Source organism: Nocardia sp. NPDC003999 (assembly GCF_053604885.1).
This window is the reverse complement of the sequence record NZ_JBSGIB010000002.1, coordinates 705,797-730,731: the sequence shown is the minus strand read 5'-3', so window position 1 is coordinate 730,731 and position 24,935 is coordinate 705,797. Positions and strand designations below refer to the sequence as shown.

At 68.1% G+C, this 24,935-nt stretch carries 25 protein-coding genes; 21 read left to right on the top strand and 4 right to left on the bottom strand.

The features are described from left to right. Window positions 1-156: 156 nt before the first annotated feature. From ftsH to ACWESM_RS07175, 19 genes are all read left to right on the top strand, one after another. Window positions 157-2,541, top strand: coding sequence for an ATP-dependent zinc metalloprotease FtsH (gene ftsH, locus ACWESM_RS07265; RefSeq protein ID WP_355079156.1), 2,385 nt, complete (start codon window positions 157-159; stop codon window positions 2,539-2,541). A 117-nt stretch (window positions 2,542-2,658) separates the two neighbouring features. Beyond that, window positions 2,659-3,300, top strand: coding sequence for a GTP cyclohydrolase I FolE (gene folE / locus ACWESM_RS07260; protein ID WP_379250824.1), 642 nt, complete (start codon window positions 2,659-2,661; stop codon window positions 3,298-3,300). A gap of 71 nt (window positions 3,301-3,371) precedes the next feature. Next, window positions 3,372-4,226 (top strand): dihydropteroate synthase, encoded by an 855-nt coding sequence (gene folP / locus ACWESM_RS07255; RefSeq protein WP_397275339.1) that lies wholly within the window; start codon window positions 3,372-3,374, stop codon window positions 4,224-4,226. Next, the gene (gene folB / locus ACWESM_RS07250; protein WP_452491106.1) at window positions 4,223-4,663 is read left to right on the top strand and encodes a dihydroneopterin aldolase; all 441 of its coding nucleotides are present in this window, start codon (window positions 4,223-4,225) and stop codon (window positions 4,661-4,663) included. Before folP ends, folB begins: the two co-directional genes overlap by 4 nt. A 58-nt stretch (window positions 4,664-4,721) precedes the next feature. Beyond that, the gene (gene folK, locus ACWESM_RS07245) at window positions 4,722-5,258 is read left to right on the top strand and encodes a 2-amino-4-hydroxy-6-hydroxymethyldihydropteridine diphosphokinase (protein ID WP_364436040.1); all 537 of its coding nucleotides are present in this window, start codon (window positions 4,722-4,724) and stop codon (window positions 5,256-5,258) included. A 2-nt stretch (window positions 5,259-5,260) separates the two neighbouring features. Beyond that, a complete protein-coding gene (locus ACWESM_RS07240; protein WP_355079262.1) occupies window positions 5,261-5,731 on the top strand; it encodes a DUF3180 domain-containing protein in 471 nt (156 codons plus the stop codon). Between the two features lie 70 nt (window positions 5,732-5,801). Next, on the top strand, window positions 5,802-6,749 hold the full coding sequence (locus ACWESM_RS07235) for a DUF6779 domain-containing protein (RefSeq protein WP_364436043.1): 948 nt from the start codon (window positions 5,802-5,804) through the stop codon (window positions 6,747-6,749). 140 nt (window positions 6,750-6,889) lie between these two features. After that, the gene (locus ACWESM_RS07230) at window positions 6,890-7,834 is read left to right on the top strand and encodes a Rossmann-like and DUF2520 domain-containing protein (protein WP_452491105.1); all 945 of its coding nucleotides are present in this window, start codon (window positions 6,890-6,892) and stop codon (window positions 7,832-7,834) included. Next, window positions 7,834-8,811 (top strand): pantoate--beta-alanine ligase, encoded by a 978-nt coding sequence (gene panC, locus ACWESM_RS07225; RefSeq protein WP_356963551.1) that lies wholly within the window; start codon window positions 7,834-7,836, stop codon window positions 8,809-8,811. Before ACWESM_RS07230 ends, panC begins: the two co-directional genes overlap by 1 nt. 13 nt (window positions 8,812-8,824) lie before the next feature. Continuing rightward, window positions 8,825-9,244 carry an aspartate 1-decarboxylase gene (gene panD / locus ACWESM_RS07220; RefSeq protein WP_355079144.1) on the top strand — a complete coding sequence of 140 codons (420 nt, stop codon included), beginning with the start codon at window positions 8,825-8,827 and terminating at the stop codon, window positions 9,242-9,244. Between the two features lie 16 nt (window positions 9,245-9,260). Beyond that, window positions 9,261-10,058 carry a type III pantothenate kinase gene (locus ACWESM_RS07215; RefSeq protein WP_379250245.1) on the top strand — a complete coding sequence of 266 codons (798 nt, stop codon included), beginning with the start codon at window positions 9,261-9,263 and terminating at the stop codon, window positions 10,056-10,058. Window positions 10,059-10,239: 181 nt separating this feature from the next. Next, complete coding sequence (locus ACWESM_RS07210; protein ID WP_356963552.1) at window positions 10,240-10,848, top strand: cysteine dioxygenase; 609 nt, start codon at window positions 10,240-10,242, stop codon at window positions 10,846-10,848. 8 nt (window positions 10,849-10,856) lie between these two features. After that, complete coding sequence (locus tag ACWESM_RS07205) at window positions 10,857-11,279, top strand: rhodanese-like domain-containing protein (RefSeq protein ID WP_355079260.1); 423 nt, start codon at window positions 10,857-10,859, stop codon at window positions 11,277-11,279. Window positions 11,280-11,541: 262 nt separating this feature from the next. Then, on the top strand, window positions 11,542-13,041 hold the full coding sequence (lysS, locus tag ACWESM_RS07200; protein WP_355079258.1) for a lysine--tRNA ligase: 1,500 nt from the start codon (window positions 11,542-11,544) through the stop codon (window positions 13,039-13,041). A 115-nt stretch (window positions 13,042-13,156) separates the two neighbouring features. Then, entirely contained in the window at window positions 13,157-13,516 is a 360-nt protein-coding gene (locus tag ACWESM_RS07195; RefSeq protein ID WP_039794672.1) for a histone-like nucleoid-structuring protein Lsr2, read from the top strand. Window positions 13,517-13,745: 229 nt separating this feature from the next. Continuing rightward, a complete protein-coding gene (locus tag ACWESM_RS07190) occupies window positions 13,746-14,345 on the top strand; it encodes an FHA domain-containing protein (RefSeq protein ID WP_355079137.1) in 600 nt (199 codons plus the stop codon). A 131-nt stretch (window positions 14,346-14,476) separates the two neighbouring features. Then, on the top strand, window positions 14,477-15,067 hold the full coding sequence (locus tag ACWESM_RS07185; protein WP_364436058.1) for an anthrone oxygenase family protein: 591 nt from the start codon (window positions 14,477-14,479) through the stop codon (window positions 15,065-15,067). Window positions 15,068-15,154: 87 nt separating this feature from the next. Beyond that, the gene (locus ACWESM_RS07180; protein WP_397275264.1) at window positions 15,155-16,096 is read left to right on the top strand and encodes an esterase/lipase family protein; all 942 of its coding nucleotides are present in this window, start codon (window positions 15,155-15,157) and stop codon (window positions 16,094-16,096) included. A 290-nt stretch (window positions 16,097-16,386) separates the two neighbouring features. After that, the gene (locus ACWESM_RS07175) at window positions 16,387-18,942 is read left to right on the top strand and encodes an ATP-dependent Clp protease ATP-binding subunit (RefSeq protein WP_355079133.1); all 2,556 of its coding nucleotides are present in this window, start codon (window positions 16,387-16,389) and stop codon (window positions 18,940-18,942) included. Between the two features lie 73 nt (window positions 18,943-19,015). Here ACWESM_RS07175 and ACWESM_RS07170 read toward each other — a convergent pair whose 3' ends face one another. The 4 genes from ACWESM_RS07170 to ACWESM_RS07155 form a co-directional block, all read right to left on the bottom strand. Beyond that, window positions 19,016-19,822 (bottom strand): LLM class flavin-dependent oxidoreductase, encoded by an 807-nt coding sequence (locus ACWESM_RS07170; protein ID WP_364436063.1) that lies wholly within the window; start codon window positions 19,820-19,822, stop codon window positions 19,016-19,018. A gap of 32 nt (window positions 19,823-19,854) precedes the next feature. After that, window positions 19,855-20,097, bottom strand: coding sequence for a hypothetical protein (locus ACWESM_RS07165; protein WP_452491104.1), 243 nt, complete (start codon window positions 20,095-20,097; stop codon window positions 19,855-19,857). A gap of 502 nt (window positions 20,098-20,599) precedes the next feature. Then, entirely contained in the window at window positions 20,600-21,304 is a 705-nt protein-coding gene (locus ACWESM_RS07160) for a response regulator transcription factor (protein ID WP_355079128.1), read from the bottom strand. A 32-nt stretch (window positions 21,305-21,336) separates the two neighbouring features. Beyond that, entirely contained in the window at window positions 21,337-22,911 is a 1,575-nt protein-coding gene (locus ACWESM_RS07155; RefSeq protein ID WP_364436070.1) for a histidine kinase, read from the bottom strand. A 229-nt stretch (window positions 22,912-23,140) separates the two neighbouring features. Between ACWESM_RS07155 and ACWESM_RS07150 the strand changes: the two genes are divergently transcribed. Together ACWESM_RS07150 and ACWESM_RS07145 are read left to right on the top strand one after the other, a co-directional pair. Further along, entirely contained in the window at window positions 23,141-24,043 is a 903-nt protein-coding gene (locus ACWESM_RS07150) for an ABC transporter ATP-binding protein (RefSeq protein ID WP_364436073.1), read from the top strand. Then, on the top strand, window positions 24,040-24,903 hold the full coding sequence (locus ACWESM_RS07145) for an ABC transporter permease (RefSeq protein ID WP_355079122.1): 864 nt from the start codon (window positions 24,040-24,042) through the stop codon (window positions 24,901-24,903). The genes ACWESM_RS07150 and ACWESM_RS07145 overlap by 4 nt, the downstream gene beginning before the upstream one ends. Window positions 24,904-24,935: the final 32 nt, after the last annotated feature.

The window sequence follows — 24,935 nt, the reverse complement described above, 5'->3', positions numbered from 1 at the left end:
TGCACCTGCAGCCGAACTACGCGATGTATCGAGTAGACCGTACGCGGTAACGTGGCTTGTCCGCATCCGAACCCCTGCGGAACCGGACGCGCCAGACGCATCGCTAGGCAAGAACCGGAGACACCGGAAAGGACTGGCCGCCCCGGCCGACGCTCTATGAACCGCAAGACAGTGTTTCGCACCCTGGCCATAGTCTCGGGCATCTTGCTCGTGATCTATGCGTTCAGCTACTTCGGCAACGACACGCGGGGCTGGAAGAGCGTCGATACATCGGTTGCCCTGAGCCAGCTCGAGAACAAGAGCAACGTCCAGAACGTCCAGATCGATGATCGCGAGCAGCAGCTGCGCATCGAGCTGAAGGACGGCAACGACGCCACCGGCGGACAGAACAAGATCATCGCGAAGTATCCGGGCGGTAGCGAGACCTCCGCCCAGATCTTCTCGGCCGTGAAGAACTCCGGCGCCCCGTACAACACCGTGGTCAAGCAGGAGAGCTGGTTCACCCAGATCCTGCTGTTCGTGCTGCCGATGGTCATCCTGCTCGGCCTGTTCATCTTCGTGATGGCCCGCATGCAGGGCGGCGGCCGCGGCGGCATGATGGGCTTCGGCAAGTCGAAGGCCAAGCAGCTGTCCAAGGACATGCCCAAGACCACGTTCGCCGACGTGGCCGGAGCCGACGAGGCGGTCGAGGAACTCTACGAGATCAAGGACTTCCTGCAGAACCCGGTCCGCTACCAGGCCCTCGGCGCCAAGATCCCCAAGGGCGTCCTGCTCTACGGTCCGCCCGGCACCGGTAAGACCCTGCTGGCCCGTGCCGTCGCGGGCGAGGCAGGCGTGCCGTTCTTCACCATCTCCGGTTCGGACTTCGTAGAGATGTTCGTCGGCGTCGGCGCCTCCCGCGTGCGCGACCTGTTCGAGCAGGCCAAGCAGAACAGCCCCTGCATCATCTTCGTCGACGAGATCGACGCGGTCGGCCGCCAGCGCGGCGCTGGCCTCGGCGGCGGTCACGACGAGCGCGAGCAGACCCTCAACCAGCTGCTGGTGGAGATGGACGGCTTCGGCGACCGCACCGGCATCATCCTGATCGCCGCCACCAACCGCCCCGACATCCTCGACCCGGCGCTGCTGCGTCCCGGCCGCTTCGACCGGCAGATCCCGGTCGGCAATCCGGACCTCGCCGGTCGCCGCGCCATCCTGCGGGTGCACTCGCAGGGCAAGCCGATCTCCCCGGATGCCGATCTGGACGGCCTGGCCAAGCGCACCGTCGGCATGTCCGGCGCGGACCTCGCCAACGTCATCAACGAGGCCGCGCTGCTCACCGCCCGCGAGCACGGCGCGGTGATCACCGGCGAATCGCTGGAGGAGTCGGTCGACCGCGTGATCGGCGGCCCGCGCCGCAAGAGCCGGATCATCAGCGAGCACGAGAAGAAGATCACCGCCTATCACGAGGGCGGCCACACCTTGGCCGCCTGGGCGATGCCGGACATCGAGCCGGTCTACAAGGTCACCATCCTGGCGCGCGGTCGCACCGGCGGCCACGCCATGACGGTGCCCGAGGACGACAAGGGCCTGATGACCCGCTCGGAGATGATCGCCCGCCTGGTCATGGCGATGGGCGGCCGCGCGGCCGAGGAACTGGTGTTCCACGAGCCGACCACCGGCGCGTCCTCCGATATCGACCAGGCAACCAAGATCGCCCGGGCGATGGTCACCGAGTACGGCATGAGCGCCCGGCTCGGCGCGGTCCGCTACGGCCAGGAGCAGGGCGACCCGTTCCTCGGCCGCTCGATGGGCATGGGTTCGGAGTATTCGCACGAGGTGGCGGGCGCGATCGACGTGGAGGTGCGCAACCTGATCGAGGCCGCGCACACCGAGGCGTGGGCGATCCTGAACGAGTACCGCGACGTGCTCGACGACCTGGCCACCGCGCTGTTGGAGCGGGAGACGCTGCACCGCAAGGATCTCGAGCAGATCCTCGCCTCCGTGCAGAAGCGCCCGCGGATCACCGCGTTCAACGATTTCGGCGAGCGCGTCCCCTCGGACAAGCCGCCGGTGAAGACCCCGGGCGAGCTGGCCGCCGAGCGCGGCGAGTCGTGGCCGCCGGAGCCGGTGGTGAAGCCGGTGGCCGCGTCCGCGCAGCGCGAGCCGCAGCCCGCCAACGGGTATCCGCCGCATGAGAGCGGTTACGGCGCTCCGCCGCAGTACCCCCGCCCGTCCGCGCCCGGCTACCCGCTGCCGCAGGCGCCCGCTCCGGCCTATCCGCGCCAGGGCACGCACGGTTCGCGGCCGGACTACGGCGCTCCGGCGGGCTGGTCCGCTCCCGGCTGGCCGCCGCGCGACGAGCCGCAGCAGGGTCAGCCCGGCTGGGGCGACCCGCAGCAGCCGCGGCACGGCTATCAGCCGTGGGGTCCGCAGGGTTCGCCCGAAGGCGGCTATGACAGGGACGGGTACGGCGACCACGGCGGTTACGACGAGCCGCGCCGGACGAATCCGAACGGCGAGGGCGACGGTGATTGGGATGGACCGAACGGTCGTCACTGACCTGTGACGATTAGGCTCGACCATCTGGGGTGCCGAGAGATTGCCGGCGCCCGGGGAGTTTGGAGGTGTCCTCGATTGTCGGCCAACGAGTATGGCGGTGGTCACACCGTCGCCGAACTGGACAGTGCGGAGCACAACGGCATCGACATCGGCCTGTCGGAGCCGGGCCTCGTGGCACTGGAAACGGGCAGGTCGTTCGATCAGGCGCGAGCCGAAGCGGCGGTACGGGAGTTGCTGATCGCCGTCGGTGAGGACCCGGACCGGCCCGGCCTGCTCGACACGCCCGCCCGGGTCGCGCGGGCCTACCGGGAGACGTTCGCCGGGCTCTATGTGGAACCGGATTCGGTGCTCAACACCACGTTCGACGAGGGCCATCAGGAACTCGTACTGGTCAGGGACATTCCGATGTACTCCACCTGTGAGCACCACTTGGTGTCCTTCCACGGTGTCGCCCATGTCGGGTACATCCCCGGTCCGCACGGCCGGGTCACCGGCCTGTCCAAACTCGCCCGCCTGGTCGACCTGTACGCCAAGCGCCCGCAGGTGCAGGAGCGGCTGACCAGCCAGATCGCCGACGCGGTGATGCGCAAGCTGGACCCGAGGGGAGCGATCGTCGTGGTCGAGGCCGAGCACCTCTGCATGGCGATGCGCGGCATCCGCAAGCCGGGCGCGAGCACGACCACCTCCGCGGTGCGTGGACTGCTGCAGTCCAACGCCGCCTCGCGCGCCGAGGCGCTCGATCTGATCCTGCGGAAGTGAGCGGGCCCACGGTGTCCGAACCGAGGCGCTTCGAGAGCCTCGCCGCCCGCGACGGGCGCTCCTGTGTGGTGATGGGTGTGGTGAACGTCACCAGCGATTCGTTCTCCGACGGCGGGCGATACCTCGATCCCGAGCTGGCCATCGCGCACGGCGTTCGGCTGCACGCCGCGGGTGCGGACGTCATCGACGTCGGCGGCGAGTCGACCAGGCCGGGCGCGGTCCGCGTCGACGCGGCGACCGAGACCGCACGGGTGACACCGGTCATCCGCGGACTGGTCGCGGCGGGTGTGCCGACCAGCGTGGACACCATGCGCGCCGCCGTCGCCGAAGCCGCGATCGAAGCCGGGGTGTCGGTGGTGAACGACGTCTCCGGCGGCCGCGCCGATGCCGACATGGTGCGCGTGGTCGCCTCCGCGCGGGTCCCGTGGATCCTCATGCACTGGCGGGCGGGCGCCGACTACCGGCACACCGGACCGGCGGACCACTACGACGACGTGGTCGCGGAGGTGCTCGCCGAGTTGACCGCGCAGGTGGACTCGGCCGTCGCCGCGGGCGTGGAGTCGTCCCGGCTGATTCTCGACCCCGGCTTGGGCTTCGCGAAGAACGCCGAACACAACTGGGCTCTGCTCGGCGCGCTGCCGGAATTGGTCGCGCAGGGGCTCCCGGTCCTGATCGGGGCGTCTCGCAAGCGTTTTCTCGGCTCCCTGCTCGCCGACGAGGCGGGGCCGCGTCCACCGGACGGCAGGGAGACGGCAACCGCGACCATCTCGGCGCTGGCCGCGGTGCACGGCGCGTGGGGTGTGCGGGTGCACGACGTGCGCGCCTCGCTGGACGCCATCACGGTCACCGACGCGTGGCAGAATGCCGCACGGCAGCGCGCCGAACAGCACGACACCGCCCGATCCAGTGCGCAAGGAGCTCGATGATGAGCCGGTCCCCGATCCACGCCGAAGACGAGGCGCCGCCGGGTGATTCGGCGATCCGGCGCGGCGCCGACCGCATCGAGTTGCGCGGCCTGCGCGCCTACGGGCACCACGGCGTGTTCGAGCACGAGCGCCGCGACGGCCAGGAGTTCCTGGTCGACCTGACGGTATGGGTGGACTTCGACGTGGCCGCGGCGTCCGACGACCTGGCGGCCACCGTGGACTACGGCGCGTTGGCCGAACGCGCGGTGCGCATCGTCCAGGGTCCGCCGCGCAATCTCATCGAGACGGTGGTCTCGGAGATCGCCGACGATGTCATGACCGATCCGCGGATACGGTCGGTCGAGGTGGTGTTGCACAAGCCGTCCGCGCCGATCCCGCACACGTTCGCCGATGTGCGGGTGATCACCTCGCGTCACCGGGGGGAGCCCGTCGGATGAGCGAGCGGAACTGCGGCGCGGTGTTTTTCACCGTGCCGGGCGCCGCGGAGGTGCGCCGATGACCCGTGCCGTGCTGTCCATCGGTTCGAATCTGGGTGATCGGCTCGCGCATCTGCGCAGCGTCCTGGACGGGTTCGGCCATCGCGTGCTGGCGGTCTCCGCCGTGTATTCGACCGCGCCCTGGGGTGGTGTCCCGCAGGGCGACTATCTCAATGCCGCTGTGCTGGTAGAGGATCCGGCCTTCGGCTGCGCCGACTGGCTGCGTCGCGGGCAGGAGCTGGAGCAGGCCTCGGGACGGGTGCGTGAAGTGCGCTGGGGCGCACGCACACTCGACGTGGACGTGGTGTGGTGCGCCGAACTGCGCGGCGGTGAGCCGGTCGCGTGCCGTAGCGCCGACCCGGATCTCATCCTGCCGCACCCGCAGGCGCATCGGCGCGCCTTCGTGCTGGCGCCGTGGCTGGACGTGATGCCGGACGCGGTGCTCGAGGTCGACGGCGTGCCGCACGCTGTCGCGGATCTGCTGGCCGGGCTCGATCCGGAGGAACGCGCCGGGGTGCGTCGCACCGAGTTCTCGCTGACGGGCGCGCCGTCGTGAAACTGAAGCCGACTCGCATACTCGACCTCGTGGCGAACGTGCTGATCGCCGCGATCGTCGCGTGGATCGCCACCCGGGTGGCCTATGACAGCTTCCCGCCGATCTCGATCTTCGCGGGCGCCTCGCTGTATCCGGTGGCCGCGATCGAAGCGGTGCTCGCTTTCGTCATCCGGGCGCGGGTCAACGACCACCAGATCGGCGATGGACGTCACCAGTTGCATCCGATCACGGCGGCCCGCGCCGTCGCGTTGGCCAAGGCGTCGGCGCAGGTCGGTTCGATCGCCGCGGGTATCTGGCTCGGATTCCTGTGCTGGGTCCTCCCGCAGCGCGGCACCTTGCGCGCGGCCGCGGCCGACAGCCCCGGCGCGATCGTCGGGATGCTGGCGGGCTTCGCTTTGGTTGCTGCGGCCCTCTGGCTGGAGTACTGCTGCCGGGCGCCGGAGGATCCCACCGACGATGCGGCAACTACATAGCTAGTTTCACGAACTTAATCACAAAACCGGAATCTGGGCGTGGCCGAAGCAATTGGCTACCCTGGCTGGCATGGTTTCACCCTCCCGTAGCAGCACTTCCCGTGGACGGCGGGACGAGGCGGGAAAATTATTCGTCGGCGTCCTGATCGTGCTCGGTCTGGTTGCCAGTGTTTTCCTGATCTTCAGCAACAGTGTCGAGTTCGTACGGGTAGGTCTGGTCGCGGCCCTGTGGGCCGCGGCGATCGGGGCTCTTGCTGCGACGAAGTACCGCAAAGAGGCGACGATCGACAAGGCGAAGGTCCGCGATCTGCAAACCGTCTACGCGTTGCAGCTGGAGCGTGAGGTCACCGCGCGCCGCGAGTACGAGCTCGGTGTGGAGGCGCGGGTCCGCGAGGAGGTGGGCGCCGACGCGACCGAACTCGCGGCCTTGCGCGCGGAGCTCACCGTGCTGCGGCAGAGCCTGCAGCGGCTGTTCGACGGCGATCTGCCGATGGATCGCCCCGCGTTGCGCGCCGACGCGACCAGGATCCAGGAGCTGACCAGCTCCGGCACGGAATCGGGGAACAATAGCTCCGCGAATGCCGGGATGTGGTCGATGTTCGCCGACCAGCAACCGCGTAGCAGTATGACGCCGATCTTCGAGCCCGACCATCCCGAGCCACCGGTCTTCGCCAGCCCCTTCGATGATCCGGTCACCGCGGAGACCGCCGTCGTCTCCCTCGACGACACCGACCAGGCCGACGCGGAGCGGGCGCGCTACGCCGAGCCGCGCGGCTGGGCCGACGCCTTCACCGAGACGGTGGACGAGGAGCCGCTGGACGAGCCACCCACCCAGCCCGCCGCACGACCCCAGCCGACGCCGGAACCGGCCTCTCGGTCGGCCTCAGCACCCGCCATGGGCACGCCGAGCGCGCGCAGGCGCCGCCGGGCGGAAAGCGACGACGAGACGCCGTCGCGTCGTCTCTCGGTCGCGGAGATCATGGCCAACCTGCAATCGGAGGAGCGGGACCGCCGGTGAGTGGAGCCGGGGCCCGGCCCGGCACTGCGGCCTAGATCACGCGGACACCCCGTGGCGGCGGCGAAGCACCTGTAGATATCCTCTTGGCGTACCGTCCGGTACCCGCATGGCGGGACTGGAACGACATCGAGAGGACAACGTTGACCTCGAGAAGCGTGAATTCCGACAACGCTGATTCGGGCTACGACCCCGCGCCCGCACGCCTGACGGTGGGAATCGTCTCGGCGGGACGCGTGGGCTCGGCATTGGGCGTCGCACTCGAGCGCGCCGGACACGTCGTGTTCGGCGTCTGCGCGATCTCCGACGCGTCGGTGCGGCGTGCCAGGACCCGGCTGCCCGATTCGGAGATCCTGCCGATCGAACAGGTGGCCGCCCGCAGCGAGCTGCTGTTGCTGGCCGTGCCCGACGCCGAGCTTCCCGGCCTGGTTCGCGGTCTGGCCGGCGCGGAAGTCGTCCGTCCCGGCACCATCGTCGCGCACACGTCCGGCGCGAACGGCGTCGGCGTACTCGCGCCCCTGGCCGAGATCGGCGCGCTTCCGCTGGCCATCCACCCGGCCATGACCTTCACCGGACACGACGAGGACGTGAACCGCCTCGGCAACGCGTGCTTCGGCATCACCGCCGCCGATGAGGTCGGCTACGCCATCGCGCAGTCGCTGGTGATCGAGATGGGCGGCGAGCCGGTGCGGGTGCCGGAGGAGAACCGGCCGCTATACCACGCCGCGCTCGCGCATGGCAGCAATCACCTGGTCACGGTGATCGTCGACGCGGTGGCCGCGTTGCGCGCCGCCCTGGCCGGCCCCGGACTGATGGGCCAGCAGCTGGTGGACGAGTCGCCCAACGGCCTGGCCGAGCGTCTGCTCGCGCCCCTGGCATCGGCGGCGCTGGACAACGCCTTGCGGCGCGGCCAGTCCGCGCTGACCGGCCCGGTCGCCCGTGGTGACGCGGACGCGGTGGCCGCGCATCTGACCGCGTTGGCGTCGGTCGACGCCAGGCTGGCCGAGGCGTATCGCGCGCTGTCGCTGCGCACGGCGGAACGCGCGGGCACCGCCCCCGCCGTCATCGAACTGCTGGAAGGACGCTGATGTTGGACCCGAAACTGCGCGGCGCCTACCGGCCCGGTGCGCTGACCGTCCACCACGATCCCGCCGTGCTCGGCGCGGTGTCCGCCGCGCTGCGCGGCGTCGGCCGTACCGTCGCGCTGGTGCCGACCATGGGTGCGCTGCACGAGGGCCACCTGGAGATCGTGCGGCTGGCCAAGCGGACCAACCAGGTGGTCATCGTCTCGATCTTCGTCAACCCGTTGCAGTTCGGGGCGAACGAAGACCTGGACAAGTACCCACGCACGCTGGACGCCGACGTCGAGTTGTTGCGCGCGGAGGGTGTCGAGCTGGTGTTCGCGCCCAGCGCGTCCGACATGTATCCGGACGGCCCGCGTACCACGGTGCAGCCAGGCCCGCTCGGCGCGGAGCTGGAAGGGGCGAGCCGCCCGACCCATTTCGCGGGCATGCTCACCGTGGTCGCCAAGCTCCTGCAGATCGCGCGGCCGACCGAGGCGTTCTTCGGCGAGAAGGACTACCAGCAGCTCACGTTGATCCGGCAGATGGTCCGCGATCTGAACTTCGACGTGAAGATCACGCCGGTGGTCACCGTCCGTGAGGCCGACGGCCTGGCCATGTCCTCACGGAACCGTTATCTCGACCCCGTGCAGCGCGAATCGGCGCTCGCCTTGTCGGCCGCCCTGTCGGCGGGCAAGCACGCGGGCGGACTCGGCGGCGACGCGGTGCTCGCGGCCGCCCGTCAGGTGCTCGACGCCGTGCCCGGCGTGGACGTCGACTACCTGGAATTGCGCTCGGCCACCCTGGGCCCCGCCCCGGCCGCGGGCAACGCCAGGTTGCTGATCGCGGCCAGGGTGGGCACTACCCGGCTCATCGACAACATCGCCGTCACGCTCGGCGCTCCGATCGACGGCCATCCCAACGTCTCCGGTTCGCGGCCCGCCGTGGACCCCCGGTCCGTTCCGGCGGTGTCGAATCCCGCCCCGCTTCCTCCCGCGAACTAGAAAGGTCGACGCAATGCTGCGCACCATGATGAAGTCGAAGATCCACCGTGCCACCGTGACGCACGCCGACCTGCACTACGTCGGTTCGGTCACCGTGGACCAGGACCTGCTCGACGCCGCCGATCTGCTGGAAGGCGAGCAGGTCTGCATCGTCGACATCGACAACGGCGCCCGCCTGGAGACCTACGTGATCGCCGGTGAGCGGGGTTCGGGGGTGATCGGGATCAACGGCGCCGCGGCCCACCTGGTGCATCCCGGCGACCTCGTCATCCTGATCGCCTACGGCCAGCTGAACGAGCAGGAGCTGAAGGAATACGACCCCAAGGTCGTCTTCGTCGACGAGCGCAACCGCCCGGTCGAGCTCGGTTCGGACCCGGCGCACGCACCGGAGGGCTCGGGCCTGACCTCGCCGCGCTCGCTGTCGTTCGTCTGAACAGCGGCGACCGGACATGTTGCTGACCATCGATGTCCGCAATACGAGTATCGAACTCGGCTTGTTCTCCGGTTCCGGAGAGCATTCGAAACTGGTGCGCCACTGGCGTATCCACACCAATCCGTTGCTGACCGCCGACGAATTCGCCATGCAGGTGCGCGGGTTGGTCGGCGCGCAACTGGACGAGGTGATCGGCGTCTCGGCGCTTTCGACGGTGCCGCCCGTGCTGCGCGAACTGCGCGGCATGCTCGGTCAATACTGGGCTCATGTTCCGCACGTGTTGGTGGAACCCGGTGTGCGCACCGGGATTCCGCTGCTGGTGGACAATCCGAAAGAAGTCGGCGCCGACCGCATCGTCAATTGCCTGGCCGCCTACCAGCGGTATTCCGGGCCCGCGATCGTCGTCGATTTCGGCACGGCGATCTGCGTCGATCTGGTGTCGAAGAAGGGCGAGTTTCTCGGCGGGATCATCGCACCCGGTGTGGAGATCTCCACGGAAGCCCTGGTAGAACGCAGTGCGCTGCGGCGGGCGGAGTTGACCAGGCCGCGGTCGGTGCTGGGGAAGAACAGCATGGAATGCATGCAGTCCGGCGCGGTATTCGGTTTCGCCGGACTGGTCGACGGCCTGATCGATCGGATTCGCGACGAGTTCGACGCCTTTGCCGGCGACGATGTGGCGGTGGTGGCGACCGGCGCGACCGCGCCGCTGATCGTCCCGGAATCGGAAACGATCGACGACCACGATCCGCATCTCACGTTGACCGGCCTGCGGCTCGTATACGAACGCAACCAGCGGCGCAAGGGAAATGTCTGATATGCGCGGTGTTGGATTCGTCGCAGGCCAGGGACTTGTCGACACCGCGTCGCATGCTGTTAAACTCCCTCTCGTGACTTTCTTCGTGAGCGCCCAGGAGTGTTGTCGAGGCTGACGTGCCTCGACCGATCGAGGCTGAGTTCCTGCCCTCGACCGTTACCTTCCTCCTGGAGATTCGCTCATGCGTTCTTCTGTTCTTTCCCTTTCTTCCGCGCGTACGGCGCTGTCGGCTACTCCGCCGGTGGAACGCTCGGTGGCACCCGCTCTGCCCACTCGGCTGCGCCCGGCCGATCTGCTGCGGCTGACCGACGAGGGCGCCGAGGACGTGCTCGCCGGTCGCTATGACCACCTGCTTCCAGCTGACGGGACATGGCCGCACGACGAGCGCTGGGCGACCAGGCTGCTCTCCGACGACGAGGTCGACGTCTGGTTGATCAGCTGGACGCCGGGCAAGTCGACCGAGTTGCACGACCATGCCGGGTCGCTCGGCGCGCTCACCGTGCTCAGCGGCGCGTTATCCGAATACCGCTGGAACGGGACGGAATTGCGTTGCCGCACGCTCGCGGCGGGTGACCAGGCCTCGTTCCCGATCGGCTGGGTGCACGACGTCATGCGGGCGCCCGCCGACGTGCCCGGCGCCGTCGAATCCGCGGGCCCGCTCGATCCGACGCTCAGCGTGCACGCCTATTCCCCGCCGCTCACCGCCATGTCGTATTACGAGGTGACCGGCCACGGCACCCTGCGGCGCACCCGAACCGTCCTCACCGACCAGCCCGAAGGTGACATGTGATGACCCGTTTGACCATCGATCAGATGCTCGAGAACGCACGGGCGCAACTCGACCGGATCTATGCCTTCGAATTGCCGGAAGCCATCGAGCGGGGCGCCATTCTGGTGGATATCCGGCCGCAGGCGCAACGCGGACGCGAGGGCACCTTGCCCGGCGCCTTGGTGATCGAGCGCAATGTCCTGGAATGGCGGCTGGACCCCACCAGTTCGGCCCGGTTGGCGCTGGCCGCTGATCACGACGTGGAATGGATCGTGGTCTGCTCCGAGGGCTATACCTCCAGCTTGGCCGCCGCCGCCCTGCAGCAACTCGGGCTGCACCGGGCGACCGATCTGGTGGGCGGTTACCAGGCGTTGAAGGCGGCCGGGCTGTTGAACGTCGCCGTCGGGGCGTCGCACTTCGTGCGTGAGGCCGAGGCGCTCGCCTCGCTGTAATTTCCCCGCCAACACTTCCATCTCGAAATAGCCGGGCGCGCAGGTGTTTTCGCACACACTATGATGCGCACCGGCTATTTCGCGTCTCCGGGACGTGGACCGGGACGTCCCGGACGGTGCGCCGCAGCGATACCGTTTCGTTACTCCGGGTCGGAGTCCGGGCGGCGCGCAAAACGATTTCCGGTGCACGCTAGGGTTGTTCGATGTGAGCACCCCGAACTCTGCCTCTTCGACCGCATCGACATCGGATTCGCGGCCCGCTGTGGCGCCCGCCGCCGACGATGCCCCGGAGCAGATACGGATTCGCCGGGAGAAGCGGGAGCGGCTGCTCGCGGCCGGTGGCGAGGCGTATCCCGTCGTCGTGCCGCGTACGCATACCCTGGCGGAAATTCGGGCCGCATATCCGGACCTGGCCGCCGACACCTCCACCGGACAAGAGGTGGGCGTCGCCGGGCGCGTCATATTCCTGCGTAATACCGGCAAGTTGTGTTTCGCGACACTGCAGGAAGGCGACGGCACCAAGCTGCAGGCGATGATCAGTCTGAACGGGGTCGGCGCGGACGCGCTTGCCGCCTGGAAGGCGGACGTCGACCTCGGTGACTTCGTTTTCGTGCACGGTGAGGTCATCTCTTCGCGAACCGGGGAACTGAGCGTCATGGCCGATTCGTGGTTCATGGCGGCGAAGGCCCTGCGGCCGCTGCCGGTGGCGCACAAGGAGATGAACGAGGAGTCGCGGGTCCGGCAGCGTTATGTCGACTTGATCGTGCGCCCTGAGGCCAGGGAGATGGCCCGTACCCGCATCGCCGTGGTGCGCGCGCTGCGCAACGCGCTCGAGCGCAGGGGCTTTCTCGAGGTGGAGACGCCGATGCTGCAGACGCTGCACGGCGGCGCCGCGGCCCGGCCGTTCGTCACCCATTCCAATGCCCTCGACATGGACCTCTTCCTGCGCATCGCGCCCGAGTTGTTCCTGAAGCGCTGCGTGGTCGGCGGCTTGGAGCGGGTCTTCGAGATCAACCGGAACTTCCGCAACGAGGGGGCGGACTCCACGCATTCCCCCGAGTTCGCGATGCTGGAGACCTACCAGGCTTACGGCACCTATGACGACTCGGCGGTGATGACCCGGGAATTGGTGCAGGAAGTGGCGCAGGAGGCGTTCGGCACGCAGGTGGTGACCCTGGCCGACGGCACCGAATACGATCTCCGTGGCGAGTGGGCCACCGTCGAGATGTACCCGTCGCTGTCCGATGCGCTGGGTGTGCAGGTCACTCCGGAAACATCGGTCGCCGAATTGCGCGCACTCGCGGATCGGGTCGGTCTGGAAATTCCGGAGGGCAAGGGCTACGGTCACGGGAAACTCGTCGAGGAACTTTGGGAACACCAGTATGGTGACAAGCTGTACGCACCGACTTTCGTGCGCGACTTCCCGGTGGAGACATCCCCGTTGACCAGGCAGCATCGCAGCACCGCCGGCGTCACGGAGAAGTGGGACCTCTATGTGCGCGGCTTCGAGTTGGCCACGGGCTATTCGGAGTTGGTCGACCCGGTGATCCAGCGGGAGCGGTTCGTCGACCAGGCCAGGTTGGCCGCGCAGGGCGACGACGAGGCGATGGTGCTGGACGAGGACTTCCTCGCCGCGATGGAGCACGGCATGCCGCCGACGACCGGAACGGGTATGGGAATCGATCGGTTGTTGATGGCGTTGACGGGTTTGGGAATCCGAGAAACGATACTGTTCCCAATTGTGCGTCCGGTCACCAGGTGACCACTGGATTGCAAAGCAGCGGCTCCGTCTTGGAATTTCCGGAATTCGAGGTATTCTTGCCTCGGGTAATCGGCCTAGTATGCGGGTCGCACGATTTCGAGAGGACGTTCATCTCATGGCAAAGAAGGTCACCGTTAGCCTGATCGACGATGTCGACGGTGAGTCCATCGCAGACGAGACCATCGAGTTTGCGATCGACGGTGTGTCGTACGAGATCGACCTGTCGTCGGCAAATGCGGCGAAGCTGCGCGACGGTTTGGAGGAGTGGGTTTCGAATGCGCGCCGGGTCAGCGGCCGGCGCCGGGTCAAGGCCGCCGCGGCCGCAACGGGCACTCCGAAGAGCCGGGTCTCGATCGATCGGGAACAAAGCGCCGCAATTCGTGAGTGGGCGCGCCGTAATGGACACAAGGTGTCCGCGCGGGGCCGCATCTCCGCCGACATCACCGACGCGTACAACAAGGCCGCGAAGGGATAGTTCTTTTTCCGGCCGCCGTCCCGGCGAATCGTGCGACGTCGGGACGGCGGTCTTGTTTGTGATAGGGCTTCGATATAGCAGCGAGACCGGTTCGCACGGTGGCCCGTCACGGCGGATGAATCGATCTTGCTCGTGGTACCGGGAAGCGGCACCATGGAAGCGTGCGAAGGTCACTGGCGGTATGGAGAGGTGAGGTATCGGCGCAGTGACAGGATTCGTCGGATCATTCTTGCGGTTCACCGATGACGCCGGTCGGCAGCAGGAGCTCACGCTCACGCCCGACCGCGGCCGCGTCACCATCGGTCGCTCCCCGCATGCCGATCTCGCCCTGAGCTGGGACGCGGAGGTGTCCCGGCTGCACGCGGCGGTCGAATACCTGGGTGCGCACTGGACCATCGTGGACGACGGCCTCTCCCGCAACGGCACTTTCGTCAACGGGGACCGGCTGGTCGGCCGCCGCAGACTGATGGCGGGCGACGTCATCCGGGTCGGTACGTCTCGGGTGTCCTTTCACGACTTCGGCGGCGTATCCGACGACATCACCCGCACCTCCACCGGCTCGATACCCACCGCGCGGTCGCTCACCGAAACGCAGCGCTCGGTCCTGGTCGCGCTGTGCCGCCCGTACAAGCACGGCGCGGGTTTCGCCACTCCCGCCTCGAATCAGCAGATCGCCGAGGAGTTGTTCCTCAGCGTCGACGCGATCAAGACCCATCTACGCGCGTTGTTCGCCAAGTTCGGGGTGGAGGATCTGCCGCAGAACCAGAAGCGGGTGCGGCTGGCTGGACTGGCCATGCAGAGTGGGCTCATTTCCGATCGGGACCTGTGAGACGTCCACCGTAGACGCTCGCTCATCCGATCGAGCTTCTCGACCATGGAGAGTCACGGCGGCGACGGCTTGACTCGGAGACGAGCGACCGGGGCGATGGCTCCGGCCGGTTTCCGAAGCAGGAGGAAGTCATGACCGCCACACGTCTCGCCGCACTGGTGCTCGCCACACTGGCTACGGGCCTGGTCGCGGGCCTTTTCTACGCGTACGCCAATTCGGTGATGCCCGCGCTGGCCCGCACCGACGATCGCGCGATGATCGACGCGATGCAGAAGATCAACGTGGTGATCATCAATCCCTGGTTCATGATCGGCTTCCTCGGCACGGTGGGGTTCACCATCCTGGCCGCGGCGCTGCATCTGGGACGTGAGCACCGGAGCACGCTGATCTGGATCGGCCTGGCTCTGGTGCTCAACGTGATCGCCTTCGCGGTGACCTCCGGGCTGAATGTTCCGCTCAACGACCAACTGGCCGCCGCGGGCGACCCGGCGTCGATCGCCGACCCGGCGGCGGTGCGCGCCGATTTCGAATCCGCCTGGGTGCGTTGGAACATCGTGCGTGGCGTCTTCCACACGCTGGCCTTCCTGGTGCTCTGCGGTGCGCTGTTCGTCGCGGGAATCCAGCAGGGGAAGGCATCCGCCGCGGCGGCGCCGGGCCGGATCGCCGCAGGCGAGTACGCGGCGCCGTACCCGTCCGGCGCGTCGGCCTTCGGTCAGAGCTAGTTTCCGCAACGACCCGCCGGAATCTGCGCCGTCTGGGCCACTCCGTGCGGTAGCTTCCCCGGAGACGATCCGGACCGGGAGGCTATCGTGCGGCGTGTCCCAGGCTTTTCGTTGTTCATCGTTCTGCTCGCCGCGGTGTGCGCCACCGCGGGCGCTGCGCACGCGCAGGAGCGATATCCGGTCGAGTTCAACTTCTTCGCGGGCATTCCCGCCGAACTGTCCAATCCGGGTGGTTCGCTGCCCGGCACCAACGACTGGTCGTGCCGGCCGAACTCCGAGCATCCGAACCCCGTGGTCCTCGTGCACGGCACGGGCGGTGGCGCACAGACGAATTGGGGCGTGTACGCGCCGCTGCTGGCCAACGAGGGCTACTGCGTGTACTCGGCCACGTTCGGCGCCTACGACCTGCCGTGGCCCGCGTCGGCCATCGGGGGCATGCTCCCGATCGAGCAGAGCGCGGCCCAGCTCGCCGCCTTCGTAGACCGGGTGCGCTCCGCGACCGGTGCGCGCAAGGTCGACCTCATCGGCCATTCCCAGGGCAACTTCATCGGCAACTACTTCGTCAAACGGCTCGCGGGCGCGGGCAAGGTGGACAAGATGGTCGGTCTGGCCCCGCCGTGGCAAGGCTCGAACGCGTACGGCATGGCGGACCTGAACGCGTTCGGCACACGCCTCGGCCTCGGTCCGCTGTTCGACGCCGTGGCCGGATCGCCGTGCAATGCCTGCAGGCAGGTGTTGCAAGGGTCGGAGTTCGTGCGCGAACTCAACGCGGACGGCGTCTACCACCCCGACGTGACCTACACCAATATCGCGACCCAGCTGGACGAACTGGTGGTGCCGTACACCTCCGGCCTGGTCACCGGCCCCCATGTGACCAACATCGTGGTTCAGGACGGCTGCGCGACGGACTACTCTGGGCATACGGGCATAGCGGGCAGCAAGAGGGCCGCGACCTACGTGCTCAACGCGCTCGATCCCGCTCATCAACGCCCGGTGCCCTGCGGTTTCGTCGACCCGTACACGGGGTAGGCGGCCGATGTCGTACGTGTGCGGCGCAGATCCGGTCGGCGGACGGTTTGTTCGCTGAGGGCAAAACCCGGCCGGAAACGAATCCCGCGACGCCCACGTTATGAGTGAATGACCGTGCTGTCGCCGGTCGGCAATAGGGTGGACCGGCGGCGGTGGCATCCCCCGCCAACTAGAGTGGAGGCGGGGGCCGCAACCCCCGGGCTTCATGGCAGGCTGACGCCCACGGTTGTTGTACACAGCACACTGCGGCGTCTGTTGCCAGAATGTCGGAGCAGGAGAGTGAGGGAGCGATGTTCGAGAGGTTCACCGACCGCGCGAGGCGTGTCGTTGTCCTGGCCCAGGAAGAGGCCCGGATGCTCAACCACAACTACATCGGCACCGAGCACATCCTGCTGGGGCTGATTCACGAGGGTGAGGGCGTCGCGGCCAAGTCGCTGGAGTCGCTCGGCATTTCGCTGGAAGGCGTGCGTAGCCAGGTGGAGGAGATCATCGGCCAGGGCCAGCAGGCCCCGTCCGGTCACATCCCGTTCACCCCGCGCGCCAAGAAGGTGCTGGAGCTGAGCCTTCGCGAAGCGCTGCAGCTCGGCCACAACTACATCGGCACCGAGCACATCCTGCTCGGCCTCATCCGTGAGGGCGAGGGCGTGGCGGCGCAGGTGCTGGTGAAGCTGGGCGCCGATCTCAACCGTGTGCGCCAGCAGGTCATCCAGTTGCTGTCGGGATATCAGGGCAAGGAGCCGGTCGAATCCGGTTCGCGCGGCGAGGCGGGCACACCGTCGACCTCGCTCGTGCTCGACCAGTTCGGTCGCAACCTGACCCAGGCCGCGCTCGAGGGCAAGCTCGATCCGGTCATCGGCCGCTCGAAGGAGATCGAGCGGGTCATGCAGGTGCTCAGCCGCCGTACCAAGAACAACCCGGTGCTGATCGGCGAGCCCGGCGTCGGCAAGACCGCCGTTGTCGAAGGGCTCGCGCAGGCCATCGTCAACGGCGAGGTCCCCGAGACGCTGAAGGACAAGCAGCTCTACACCCTCGACCTGGGCTCCCTGGTCGCGGGCAGCCGCTACCGCGGTGACTTCGAAGAGCGCCTGAAGAAGGTGCTCAAGGAGATCAACACCCGCGGCGACATCATCCTGTTCATCGACGAGCTGCACACGCTGGTCGGTGCGGGCGCCGCCGAGGGCGCCATCGACGCGGCCTCGATCCTGAAGCCGAAGCTGGCCCGCGGCGAGCTGCAGACCATCGGCGCGACCACCCTCGACGAGTACCGCAAGTACATCGAGAAGGACGCCGCCCTGGAGCGCCGGTTCCAGCCGGTGCAGGTGGGCGAGCCGACCGTCGAGCACACCATCAACATCCTCAAGGGTCTGCGCGACCGCTACGAGGCGCACCACCGGGTCTCCATCACCGACGGCGCGTTGGTGGCCGCCGCCACCCTGGCCGACCGCTACATCAACGACCGGTTCCTGCCGGACAAGGCGATCGACCTGATCGACGAGGCGGGCGCGCGGATGCGCATCCGTCGCATGACCGCTCCGCCGGACCTGCGCGAGTTCGACGACAAGATCGCCGAGGCGCGCCGGGAGAAGGAGTCCGCGATCGACGCGCAGGACTTCGAGAAGGCCGCGCGGCTGCGCGACAAGGAGAAGCAGCTCGTCGCCAAGCGGGCAGAGCGGGAGAAGCAGTGGCGTTCGGGTGATCTGGACGTCGTGGCCGAGGTCGACGACGAGCAGATCGCCGAGGTGCTGGCGAACTGGACCGGTATTCCGGTGTTCAAGCTCACCGAGGAGGAGACCACCCGTCTGCTCCGTATGGAGGACGAGCTGCACAAGCGGATCATCGGCCAGGAGGACGCGGTCAAGGCCGTCTCCAAGGCCATCCGCCGCACTCGTGCCGGCCTGAAGGATCCGAAGCGTCCGTCCGGCTCGTTCATCTTCGCCGGCCCGTCCGGCGTCGGTAAGACCGAGCTGTCCAAGGCGCTGGCGAACTTCCTGTTCGGCGACGACGACGCGCTCATCCAGATCGACATGGGCGAGTTCCACGACCGCTTCACCGCTTCGCGGCTGTTCGGTGCCCCTCCGGGCTACGTCGGCTACGAAGAGGGCGGCCAGCTCACCGAGAAGGTGCGCCGCAAGCCGTTCTCGGTCGTGCTGTTCGACGAGATCGAGAAGGCCCACCAGGAGATCTACAACACCCTGTTGCAGGTCCTGGAGGACGGCCGCCTGACCGATGGCCAGGGCCGTACCGTGGACTTCAAGAACACGGTGCTGATCTTCACCTCGAACCTCGGCACCTCGGACATCTCGAAGGCCGTCGGTCTCGGCTTCACCCAGTCGAACAACGAGGGCTCGAACTACGAGCGGATGAAGCTCAAGGTCAACGACGAGCTGAAGAAGCACTTCCGGCCGGAGTTCCTCAACCGCATCGACGACGTGATCGTCTTCCACCAGCTCACCAACGAGCAGATCGTCGAGATGGTGGACCTGATGATCGGCCGCGTCGCCACGCAGCTGAAGAACAAGGACATGGCGATCGAGCTCACCCCGAACGCCAAGAACCTGCTGGCCAAGCGTGGCTTCGATCCCGTGCTCGGTGCCCGGCCGCTGCGCCGCACCATCCAGCGCGAGATCGAGGACCAGCTGTCGGAGAAGATCCTCTTCGGCGAGATCGGTCCGGGCCAGACCATCGAGGTCGACGTCGAGGGCTGGGACGGCGAGGGCTCCGGCGAAGACGCGAAGTTCACCTTCACCGGTAAGGCGAAACTGACCAAGGCCGCGAGCGAGGAGAAGCCCGAAGTCGTGCTGACGGGCGCGACGGAAGGCTCCACCGAGGCCGCCTCGGGCGAGTAAGCCGCAACCGAAAAGCCCGTGCCCACCTGTGGGCACGGGCTTTTTCGTATTCGGCGTCGCCCGCTGCGCCGGGTCAGGAATCGTGGTCGGCGAAGTAGGCGAGGATCGGTGCGAAGTCAGCGGCGAGTTCAGCGGGCACGATCACCTCGTCGATGCCGTACTTTTCCCGGCGTCGCTCGAGGATTTCGGCGGCGGCGGACGGTTCCGCGGGAATCATGCCCGCTGCGCCCGCGTCCGCGAGGGCGGCGGCGGTCAGGCCGAGCCTCGTCGCGGTCCAGATCGGTAGCCGCTGCCCGATGCCGACCACCTGATGGGTGAAGCGCAGGGTGCGGTCGGTACCGTCCCGTGCGGTGCGGACCAGCTCGGCCAGCTCCGACTCGGTGGCCCCGGGTGCCGCGGCCAGCAGGATGCGGTCGGCGAATTCCGCCGCCGTCGCCAGCATTCTGGGTCCGTTGGCGGCGACCACGACCGGTGGGGTGGGGTTCACTCCAGCCCGCACGGCGGCGATGGTGGCGACCAGCTGCGCGCGCCGTTGCGCGGGCGAACCCCAGGACGTGCCGAGCCACTGTGCTTCGGCGGCGGCGTCCGGGCGTCCCGAGCCGATTCCGAGTTCGAAACGTCCGTCCGACAGCAGCTGCAATGCCGCGGTCTCCCTGACCGTGGCGGCCGGTGTGCGCAGCGGTGCGGCGAGTACGTTCGGGCGCAGCCGAATGGTGGTGGTGACGGCGGCCGCCGCGGCGAGGGCCGGAAACGGCGAGGGGGTGAACCGGGTGTCCGGCAACAGGATGGTCCGGTAGCCCTGCTGTTCGACGGCGGCTGCCTCGCGCGCCCAGTCCGCTCCCGAACGCGGAGTGAGAACGATGCCGAAGGTCATGCTCATGATGGGATCTCCCGATCGTGCAGGCGGGCCGGTCAGGGCTTGTGTCGCGGTTCGCTCAGGACGGCGAGCCTGCTGCGGTACTGCTCCTCGGTGATCTCCCCCCGGGCGAACGCGGTGCGCAGCGCGCCGATACCGCTCACACGTCCGATGAACCGCCTCCGGGCGAAGACCAGCACTGTGACGACGGTCAGCCAGAACAACAGCGGGAAAATCCAGAAGAACGGCCAGGGGTGCCATCCGCCGTCGTAGTGGTCGGCCAGAAAACTCACGGCCACGGGTCGAGTGAAAATATTCATGACGAAAGACTGCGCCGAAGGGCATGCCGGGGGCATCGGTCGCGCGTCGGCACTCGGAATACGCCTGGATACGTACGCCCAGAGCCCGAAGGCTCTGCCCGCGGTGATTTACCAGTTATTTGCTAATCGGCAGCAGGCCGGACAATTAATGTTCGCTGAGAAATTGCTATTGGCTGATGCCGGGAGAAGTCGGACCGTGTCGCACTGCGCCGGCGCGCCGCGCGAGGAGGAAGAATCTCGGGCTGGGCTACGGCTGTGCCTGGTCCTGGCCGTAGTCGCGCGCCGAAGAACGCGCAAGAAGGGGCGGGACGCTCACTCTGCCGGATGGTCCGACCGCGAATCGCGGAATTCGGCGCGGGTTTGCCCACTGACTGGTTGCCGTCCTGCGTCTTTATTCGGAGGATGGGTGCCTGGGTCGTTTGATTCCGGTTCCCATGGCAGTGCGGCGAAGCAGTCCGGCTCCTGGGCAACGATCGGCGGCTCACTGCCAGCCTGGGCGGACGAGTCCGGATTCGTAGGCCATGACCACCAGTTGAGTGCGGTCTCTGGCGTGCAGTTTGGTGAGAATGCGGCTGACATGGGTACGGGCGGTCGCCGGGCTCATGTAGAGCCGTTCGCCGATCTCGGCGTTGGTGAGACCCTCGGCGACCAGCGTCATCACCTCGCGTTCGCGGTCGGTGAGTTCGGCGAGCGTGGCCGTCGGCGGCGTTTTCGCGCGTGTGGAGAATTCCGCGATCAGCGTGCGGGTTACGCCGGGGGACAGCAGCGCGTCGCCGGCAGCGACCACCCGGACGGCACGAACCAGATCGGCCGGTTCGGTGTGCTTCACCAGGAACCCGGTCGCGCCGGAGCGCATCGCCTCGAAGACGTACTCGTCGAGTTCGAAGGTGGTCAGCACGACCACGCGCACCGCGGCCAGCAGGGGGTCCTCGGCGATCACGCGGGTGGCGGCCAAGCCGTCCAGGACGGGCATGCGGATGTCCATCAGCACCACGTCGGGACGCAGATCGCGGGTCATGCGCACGGCCTGCTCCCCGTTGTCCGCCTCGCCGACCACCTCGATGCCGTCCTGGGCATCCAGCAACGCCACGAACCCGCCACGCACCAACGCCTGGTCGTCGGCCACCAGCACCCGGATGCCGCCGGATGGAGCGTGGGCCGGGACCGAATCGTGGTGGTCGTGCATCGGATCTCCTCTGCCGTCGGCCGGCGATCCCGTCAGCGCTGCGCGCGACCGGCCGAGGTGCTCGGTCGTTCGGCCGTATCAGCGGGTCGGTCCGGTGTGGCACGCGACTCGCTCTCGCTCGGGCCGGTCGTGCTCGATGTGGCCGTGGTCGTCGAGCGCGATCTCCCGGCAGGCTTCGATCCCGCGGCGCTCGATTCGGGTGCGTCTGATGTCGTGCCGCTTTGTTCGGTTTTCGTCGCGGCCGCGACGCCGCGTCTCGGCGTACTCGTCGTCGCGGTGTCCTGATCCGGTGCTTGCGCTGCCGCGTTGTTCCGGCTCGTTGCCGCCGCCCCGGCGCCTCGCACTCCCGGTGACGCCGTGGCCGCGTCGGGTCCGGGTGTTCGCGTGGGCAGCCGGGCGGCGACCCGGAACCCGCCGCTGGGGCGCGGGCCCGCGGTGAGGGCGCCGCCGAGGGCGTGCGTGCGCTCGCGCATGCCGATGATGCCGTTGCCGCCGCCGTTGCCGGAGCGCGACGGGGCACTGGTCGGGCGGCTGTTGTCGACGGTGATGTCGACCGAGTCCGGGGTGTAGCGCACGGTCACCGTTGCGTCGGCGCCGGGTGCGTGCCGGAGCACGTTGGTCAGCGACTCCTGGATGATTCGCGCCGCTGCCACGTCGATGACGCTGGGCAATTGCTGTGGGGTGCCGAGCACTCGCGTGGTGACGGTCAATCCGGTGCTGCGCGGGCGCTGCAACAGGTCGTCCAAATCGCCGATGCTCGGCGCGGGGGTACGCGGGGCGGGTGGCGGCTCGGCCTCGGTTGTGCGGCCGGTCTCCTCGGCGTTCGCCTCTTCTGTGGGCGATTGCTCGCTGGGCGTCGCGGGTGCGCTTCCGGACCGAATCGTGTGCAGGAGCGCGTGCACCTCGGCGAGGGCGTCGCGACTGGCGTTCTTGATCGCCGTGAGCGCCGTCTCCGCTTGCTCCGGGCGCTTGTCGAGCAGTTCCAGCGCCACCGAGGACTGCACGTTGATCATCGACAGACTGTGCGCCAGCACGTCGTGCAGCTCGCGGGCGATGGCGAGCCGCTCTTCGCTGGCCCGCCGCTCACGCTGCGCTTCCTCGTCCCGGCGCGCGGCCTCGGCGCGCTGCCCGCGCGCGACTAGCACGGCCTTGCGCTGCCGGATGCCCTCGGCCACCAGCAGCAGCACGGCCAGCCACGCCATCAGCGCGAACACCTGCCACAGGTTCGCGGGGCGGTCGAGCAGTGCGGGCAGCGGCCAGACCAGCGCCAGGTACCCGAGCGGGACGAGCGGATAAGTCCACCATCGTGATCCGCTGCTCGCGGCGGTCAAGAAGGCGACGACCAATGAGACGAAGATCGGGCCGTATCCGTAGCCTCGCAGGAAGTACGCCAGGCACACGGCGAGCACGACGATCAGCACGGGCAGCGGCTGCGCGCGGCGCCGGATCAGCGCCACCGGGCCGGCGAGCAACAGCAGGTAACCGAGCGCGTCGAGGGAGTGCACTCCGGTCTGCCGCATGTTCGCGAAAGTGCCTCCGACCAACTGAACCGCGGCGACGACGAGCGCGACGCCCCAATCCCAGCCGACCGAACTCCGATCTGTCATCCCTGCCACCCGCACCCACGTAGCCTATGCGGCTCGGTCGTGATTCGACGTCCGCCTGGAAACGTATTTCGCGGAAATTGCACCGATTCGGGTGTTCGCAGACCATGTAAGCGGTTCCGCACCAGCTGATCCGACACTGGCCACGGATCGATCCGTCGTTCCAGCTACGTATGCGGATCGTCGCCCGGCGACGGATGTCCGCAGGGGGTCGGCGGCGGATTCTCGGTGCATGGCAGATTCGATCGTGGTCACCCGAGGGCTGACCAAACGCTACGGGGAGCACACCGCTGTCGATGACGTGAGCATGAGCGTCGCGTACGGCGAGATCTATGGCTTCCTCGGCCCGAACGGTGCGGGCAAGACCACCACCCTGCGGATGCTGGCCGGGCTGATCCGTCCGAGCGAGGGTACGGCCACCGTCGCGGGGCATCGGCCCGGCGATCCAGCGGTGGTGCGCCGGATCGGCGTGCTCATCGAGGGTCCCGGGTTCTATCCCTACCTTTCCGGCCGGGACAACCTGCGCGTGCTCGCCGAATATCGCGGGCTCGGGCGCCCGGAGGTGGAGGACGCGCTCGAGCGAGTCGGGCTGGCGGGCCGCGCCGAGGACAAGTACCGGACCTACTCACTGGGCATGAAACAGCGCCTCGGCGTGGGCGCGGCATTGCTGGGCAACCCCGACCTGCTCATCCTGGACGAGCCGACCAACGGCCTCGACCCCGCCGGTATGGCCGAAATGCGGGAGCTGATCACCGCTTTGGCCGCAGAGGGGCGCACGGTGCTGCTGTCGAGTCACATGCTCAGCGAAGTCCAGGCGATCTGCGACCGGGTCGGCGTGATCTCGCAGGGCACGCTGCGCACCGAAGCGACGGTCGCGCAGTTGCGCGGCAACTCGTCGCTGGTGGTGCGGGCCGAGCCGGTGGAGGTGGCCCTGCCCGCGGTGCGCGGGCTGGTGGGTGGACGTTCGGCGCTGTTGACCGCGAGCGGCATCCGGATCGAGTCGGACACCGTCACCGCGCCCGCCGTGGCGCGTGCGGTCGTGGCGGCGGGCGCGGACCTACTGGAGTTGCGGGTCGAGGAGAAGTCCCTGGAAGAAGTGTTCTTCGAGATGACGCGATGGGAGGCGGCGCGATGAACGGCATGGCGATCCGGGACCTGATCGCGAGCACGAATGCCGAGATGCTGCGGCTGCGAAAGTGGCCGGCATTCTGGATCGTTCTCGGAACCTGGATTCTGCTGAACCTCACGTTCGCGTATCTGTTCAACTATCTTGCCTACACCTCCGGGGGATCGAGCCGGATGTCCAACGGGCTGCCGCGCGAAGCATTGCTGCGACAGATGCTGCCCGCGGCGGTTCCCGAAGTATTCACCCAAGGCATGGCCATGTTCGGCGGCGCGCTGATGCTCGTCCTCGGCGCGCTGACCGTGGGTAGCGGATACGGCTGGGGGACCTGGAAAACCGTTTACACCCAAGGGCCTTCGCGCGTGCAAGCGGTCGCCGCGGTGGTGGTGAGTCTCGCGACCGTGGTGGTGGCGCTGGTGTGTGCGGCATTCGTCGTCGACATCGCGGTCGCCGCGCTGATCGCGGCGTCCCAGTCGCAGGCGCTCACCATGCCCGCACTGGATCGGTCGCTCCTCGGAATTTCCACCGGCGTGGCCATCCTCGGTATGTGGACGTTGGCGGGGGCGCTGATCGGCGCGATCGCCCGTGGGCCCGCGCTCGCGGTGGGCCTCGGCCTGGTCTGGGTGCTGGTGGTGGAGAACCTGTTGCGCGGCGTGGCCGGGATCTTCGCGCCGATCGAGGTGGTCACCGATCATCTGCCCGGCACGGCGGCCGGGTCGCTGGCCGGAGCGATGCGCACCGTGGACGGTCCCGCCACGCCCGGTGTGCTGCAGATTCTTTCGCCGACGGAATCGCTGGTCGTGCTGGCCGTCTATTCGGTGCTGTTCGCGGTCGGCACGGTTTGGCTGATGCGCAGACGCGATCTGGTGTGAGCGACGAGGGGTATCGAAACCGGTGGTTGTCC

Excerpts from the sequence above, each read along its gene's own strand:
- ftsH (WP_355079156.1), top strand. The coding sequence starts at position 157 with ATGAACCGCAAGACAGTGTTTCGCACCCTGGCCATAGTCTCGGGCATC.
- folP (WP_397275339.1), top strand. The coding sequence starts at position 3,372 with ATGGGTGTGGTGAACGTCACCAGCGATTCGTTCTCCGACGGCGGGCGA.
- folB (WP_452491106.1), top strand. The coding sequence starts at position 4,223 with ATGATGAGCCGGTCCCCGATCCACGCCGAAGACGAGGCGCCGCCGGGT.
- folK (WP_364436040.1), top strand. The coding sequence starts at position 4,722 with ATGACCCGTGCCGTGCTGTCCATCGGTTCGAATCTGGGTGATCGGCTC.
- ACWESM_RS07235 (WP_364436043.1), top strand. The coding sequence starts at position 5,802 with ATGGTTTCACCCTCCCGTAGCAGCACTTCCCGTGGACGGCGGGACGAG.
- panC (WP_356963551.1), top strand. The coding sequence starts at position 7,834 with ATGTTGGACCCGAAACTGCGCGGCGCCTACCGGCCCGGTGCGCTGACC.
- panD (WP_355079144.1), top strand. The coding sequence starts at position 8,825 with ATGCTGCGCACCATGATGAAGTCGAAGATCCACCGTGCCACCGTGACG.
- ACWESM_RS07215 (WP_379250245.1), top strand. The coding sequence starts at position 9,261 with ATGTTGCTGACCATCGATGTCCGCAATACGAGTATCGAACTCGGCTTG.
- ACWESM_RS07210 (WP_356963552.1), top strand. The coding sequence starts at position 10,240 with ATGCGTTCTTCTGTTCTTTCCCTTTCTTCCGCGCGTACGGCGCTGTCG.
- ACWESM_RS07195 (WP_039794672.1), top strand. The coding sequence starts at position 13,157 with ATGGCAAAGAAGGTCACCGTTAGCCTGATCGACGATGTCGACGGTGAG.
- ACWESM_RS07185 (WP_364436058.1), top strand. The coding sequence starts at position 14,477 with ATGACCGCCACACGTCTCGCCGCACTGGTGCTCGCCACACTGGCTACG.
- ACWESM_RS07175 (WP_355079133.1), top strand. The coding sequence starts at position 16,387 with ATGTTCGAGAGGTTCACCGACCGCGCGAGGCGTGTCGTTGTCCTGGCC.
- ACWESM_RS07170 (WP_364436063.1), bottom strand. The coding sequence starts at position 19,822 with ATGAGCATGACCTTCGGCATCGTTCTCACTCCGCGTTCGGGAGCGGAC.
- ACWESM_RS07160 (WP_355079128.1), bottom strand. The coding sequence starts at position 21,304 with ATGCACGACCACCACGATTCGGTCCCGGCCCACGCTCCATCCGGCGGC.
- ACWESM_RS07155 (WP_364436070.1), bottom strand. The coding sequence starts at position 22,911 with ATGACAGATCGGAGTTCGGTCGGCTGGGATTGGGGCGTCGCGCTCGTC.
- ACWESM_RS07150 (WP_364436073.1), top strand. The coding sequence starts at position 23,141 with ATGGCAGATTCGATCGTGGTCACCCGAGGGCTGACCAAACGCTACGGG.
- ACWESM_RS07145 (WP_355079122.1), top strand. The coding sequence starts at position 24,040 with ATGAACGGCATGGCGATCCGGGACCTGATCGCGAGCACGAATGCCGAG.